The organism is Streptosporangium sp. NPDC006013, from assembly GCF_040614275.1.
GTDB lineage: Bacteria > Actinomycetota > Actinomycetes > Streptosporangiales > Streptosporangiaceae > Streptosporangium.
Window position 1 is genome coordinate 1 of sequence record NZ_JBEXUE010000688.1, and the last position, 4,093, is coordinate 4,093.

Annotated in this window: 3 protein-coding genes; all 3 read left to right on the plus strand. The window is 69.1% G+C overall.

What is annotated here, in order from left to right; all coding sequences use genetic code 11:
- The coding region (locus ABZ260_RS47885; protein ID WP_355631741.1) for a hypothetical protein at positions 1-1,185 on the plus strand (1,185 nt) is incomplete at its 5' end.
- A gap of 287 nt (positions 1,186-1,472) precedes the next feature.
- Complete coding sequence (locus tag ABZ260_RS47890) at positions 1,473-2,603, plus strand: alcohol dehydrogenase catalytic domain-containing protein (protein ID WP_355551780.1); 1,131 nt, start codon at positions 1,473-1,475, stop codon at positions 2,601-2,603.
- Positions 2,604-2,663: 60 nt separating this feature from the next.
- Complete coding sequence (locus tag ABZ260_RS47895) at positions 2,664-4,022, plus strand: sugar ABC transporter substrate-binding protein (RefSeq protein WP_355631744.1); 1,359 nt, start codon at positions 2,664-2,666, stop codon at positions 4,020-4,022.
- Positions 4,023-4,093: the final 71 nt, after the last annotated feature.

Below are 4,093 nucleotides of genomic sequence, written 5' to 3' on the forward strand. Positions count from 1 at the left end.
CTGTTCGACATCGACCTCACCGTCGCCGCGGGCGAGACGGTGTGCCTGATCGGGCCCTCGGGATGCGGCACCGATCCGGTGGATGTCTACGCCCACGACCGGCCCGGCATGCTCAGTCCGGTCGTGGCGAGGTTCCCCGAGCGGGTCTACGTGCCCAACAGCGAGAGCAACACCGTCAGTGTGATCGACCCGCGTACCTACCGGGTGCTCCGCACCTTCAGGGTGGACGGGCGGCCACAGCACGTCGTCCCCTCGTGGGACCTGAAGACGCTCTGGGTCAACAACAACGACGGCAACTCCCTGACACCGATCAACCCCATGACCGGCAAGGTCGGCAAGCCGGTGTTCGTCGACGACCCCTACAACCTGTACTTCACCCCGGACGGCCGCACCGCCCTGGTGATGGCCGAGCGGGAGAACCGGCTCGACTTCCTCAACCCGCGCACCATGCGGCTCCGGCACTCGCTGCACATGCCCTGCCGGGGGATCAACCACGCGGACTTCACCGCCGACGGGACCCTCCTCCTCGGCAGCTGCGAGTTCTCCGGCCAGCTGGTGGTCATCGACACGGCCGCCCGTAAGGTCCGCGCCGTCATCGACCTGGCGGACGGCACCACGCGCCGCAAGGGCATCCGGCGCACAGCCCCGCAGGGCGACAACGCGTCGTACGAACTGGAACACGACATGGCGCACGACGCCATGCGGCACGGACACATGCCGTACCCCAACATGCCGCAGGACGTGAAGCTCTCCCCGGACGGCACCACCTTCTATGTCGCCGACATGGCCAAGGACGGCGTGTGGCTCGTCGACGCCGGGGAGTTCCGGGTCACGGGTTTCATCAAAACCGGCGCGGGCGCTCACGGGCTCTACGTCAGCCGGGACTCGGAGGTGCTGTACGTCTCCAACCGGGGCGCCGGATCGGTCTCGGTCGTCTCCTTCGCCCTTCGCCAGCCGATCGACACCTGGCACATCCCCGGTGGCGGTTCACCGGACATGGGCGGCGTGTCGGCCGACGGCCGCCGCCTGTGGCTGTCCGGACGCTATGACGGGGTGGTCTACGTGTTCGACACCGAGAACGGCAGCCTCATCCGCAAGATCGCCGTCGACGCCGGCCCGCACGGCCTGGCCATCTACCCCCAGCCCGGACGCTACTCACTCGGCCACACGGGGGTCTTCCGCTGAGGTACGACGATGGCCACCGGAGCCCCCGGATGACACGGGTGCGCCCGATGACAACGGCATCCGCATCGGCGGCGACTGACACCTACGGCGGCGTGCGGAGACGCCACCGCTCCGGCGCGGGTGGCGAGGGGTGCCCTACCGGGGCGGACCAGCGGTAAACCGGACACCTGGGCGACCAAGGTATGAAACGTCCCGGTAACAGATGCAATCAGGCTATTGACCCCTCTTGCGGGAGCCTCCTATGGTTCCCTCTATATTCTATAGAATCCAGAATATGGAGGGGATGGATGAGGGCAGCGGCGCGAGCAGCAGTCGTCATGGACGCCGCAGGGGCGGTGGAGGTTCGCTCCTACCCCGTCCCCGACCCCGGCCCGGGTGAGTTCGTCGTCAAGCTGGAACTGTGCGGCGTCTGCGGCACCGACGCGCACATCTACCAGGGACGCCTCGACAGGATCACCTTTCCCGCCCTGCTGGGGCACGAGATCGTCGGCACCCTGGCCGCTCTCGGCGAGGGAGTGAGCGCCGATCACAGCGGGCAGCCCGTGGCCGTGGGCGACCGTGTCGGCGTCTTCCCCGCACTGAGCTGCGGGCGCTGCTACCAGTGCCAGGTGCGGCATCGTCCCGCCAACTGTCCTGACCGGCGCCCGTCCTACGGGTTCACCTCACCGGTGACGGCTCCACCGCATCTGACGGGCGGATACGCCGACTACCTGCACGCCGCCAACGCGGGCACGGTGTTCTACCGGACGTCCCTGCCCGCCGAGGTGGCGGTCCTGCAGGAGCCGATGTCGGTGGCACTGCACGGGATCGCCCGGGGCTCGGTCGGCGTCGGCTCCACCGTGGTCGTCCAGGGAGTGGGCGCGATCGGGCTGATGGCCGTGGTCGCGGCCCGCGTGGCGGGAGCGCACCGGGTCGTCGCGGTGGGTGCCCCGGCCGCGCGACTGGAACTGGCGGCGGCGCTCGGGGCGGACGCGACGGTGAGCATCCAGGAGCTGACCGGCGTGACCGAACGCCGCGATGCGGTGTTCGACGCGCTCGGCGCGCCCGGAGCCGACTGCGTGATAGGCGCCAGCGGCTCGCCGGCCGCCTTCATGGAGGCCATCGGCCTGGTAACCGACGGTGGCGTGCTCGCCGAGCTGGGCAACTTCACCGATCGGGGGACTGTCCCCTTCAATCCCTTCAGCGACCTGCTGAAACGGGACATCACCATCGCCGGCGTCTACGGCGCGGGCCCCGACATGCTGCGCCACTACCGTCAGGCGCTGCTCATCCTGGAACGCGGTGGCCGGCCGTACGACCGTGTGGTCAGCCACCGGGTGCCACTGGAACGGGTGGGCGAGGCTCTTGCCGCCCTCGGCGACGGCTCCCCCCTCGACGGCCGGGACATCGTCAAGCTCGCGATCGACCCCACCCGCTGATTTCTTCTCCGCACCACCCCTTTCCCCACCCCCGTACAACCCCCGAGAGGAGGACCGGCCATGCGCCGTTCCCTCCGGTTGACCGCAGCAGCAGCCGCGCTCGGCCTGACCATCACAGCGTGCGGCTCGACGGCGTCCGAGGTCTCCGCCGACGGCGGCGGACTCGGCACGGCGGAGAACCCCGTGTCCATCAGGGTCATCGCCAACGACGCCTTCGCCAAGCAGTGGCAGGATCAACTGGTCCCCGAGTTCAACAAGAAGTACCCCAACATCAAGGTCTCCGTGGACGGCGTGCCGTACAACGACCAGCTCCCCAAGACCATGCTGGAGCTGACCGGGCCCACCCCGACCTACGACGTGGTGCTCGGCGACGACTCGTGGATCCCGCAGCTGGCCAAGACCGGCGGCCTGATGGACCTCAAGGCCGACGTGAGCAAGTGGACCGACCCGGGCTACGACTGGGCCGACTTCAACCCCTCCCCGCTCGCCGCGGGCGAGTGGGAGGGCAAGCAGTACGCCGTCCCGGTCCGCTCCAACCTGCTGCTGATGCTCTACAACAAGACGCTGTACAAGAAGGCCGGAGTCTCCGAACCCACCGCGGAGACGACGTGGGAGCAGTACTTCGCCGACGCCAAGAAGCTGGTCCAGGACACCGACGGCGACGGCAAGGTCGACGCCTGGGCGGTCGGCACCTACTTCACCAAGGACCCGCTCACCCCGACGATCTGGCAGACCGTCCTGAACTCCGACGGCGTGGCGCTGCTGGACGACGACCTCAAGGTCGCCTTCAACAACGAGATCGGGGTGAAGGCCCTGCAGACCCACGTCGACCTGCTGAAGTACGCCCCGCCGGGAGCGAGCACCTACCAGTTCAACGAGCCGCTCGAGGCCTTCCGCCAGGGCCGGACCGCCACCATGTTCATGTGGGGCAGCGTCTACAAGGGCTCGGCGGTGGACGAGGCGTCCACCACGCTGAAGCCGGAGGAGGTCGGCATCACCACCCTCCCGGCGGGTTCGGCCGGCCCGGGCGCGCACCGCGGCATCTGGTCGGCGGGCATCGCCAAGAAGTCGCAGCACCCGGCCGCCGCGTGGACGTGGCTGCAATGGGTCACCTCCAAGGAGGGCGAGCAGTTCACCGGCAGCGCGTTCGGAACGTTCCCGGCGCGTAACTCCACGCTGAACGGCACTCCGCCGGCCGAGTGGGCCGCCCCCGTCTACGAGGCGCTCAAGGCCGGTTACACCATGGTGGACAAGAACAAGATGTGGCGTCCGCGGCTCCCCGAGTCCGACGCGGTCCAGCAGATCCTCGCTCTGCAGACGAGCCGGGCGATGTCCGGTCAGGCGACCGCCGAGCAGGCGATCGACGAGGCGGCCAAGGAGATCACCGAACTGCTGAAGTCCAAGGGCTACCCGCAGTGAGTGTCTCCACTCGCACCCGCCGGGCAGGGGCCGACCAGGCCCCGGCCCGGGGGGCCCGACCCAACAACCCC

Bases quoted from the DNA above. Each gene is read 5' to 3' on its own strand.
- ABZ260_RS47890 (WP_355551780.1), top strand. From the start codon at position 1,473: ATGAGGGCAGCGGCGCGAGCAGCAGTCGTCATGGACGCCGCAGGGGCG.
- ABZ260_RS47895 (WP_355631744.1), top strand. From the start codon at position 2,664: ATGCGCCGTTCCCTCCGGTTGACCGCAGCAGCAGCCGCGCTCGGCCTG.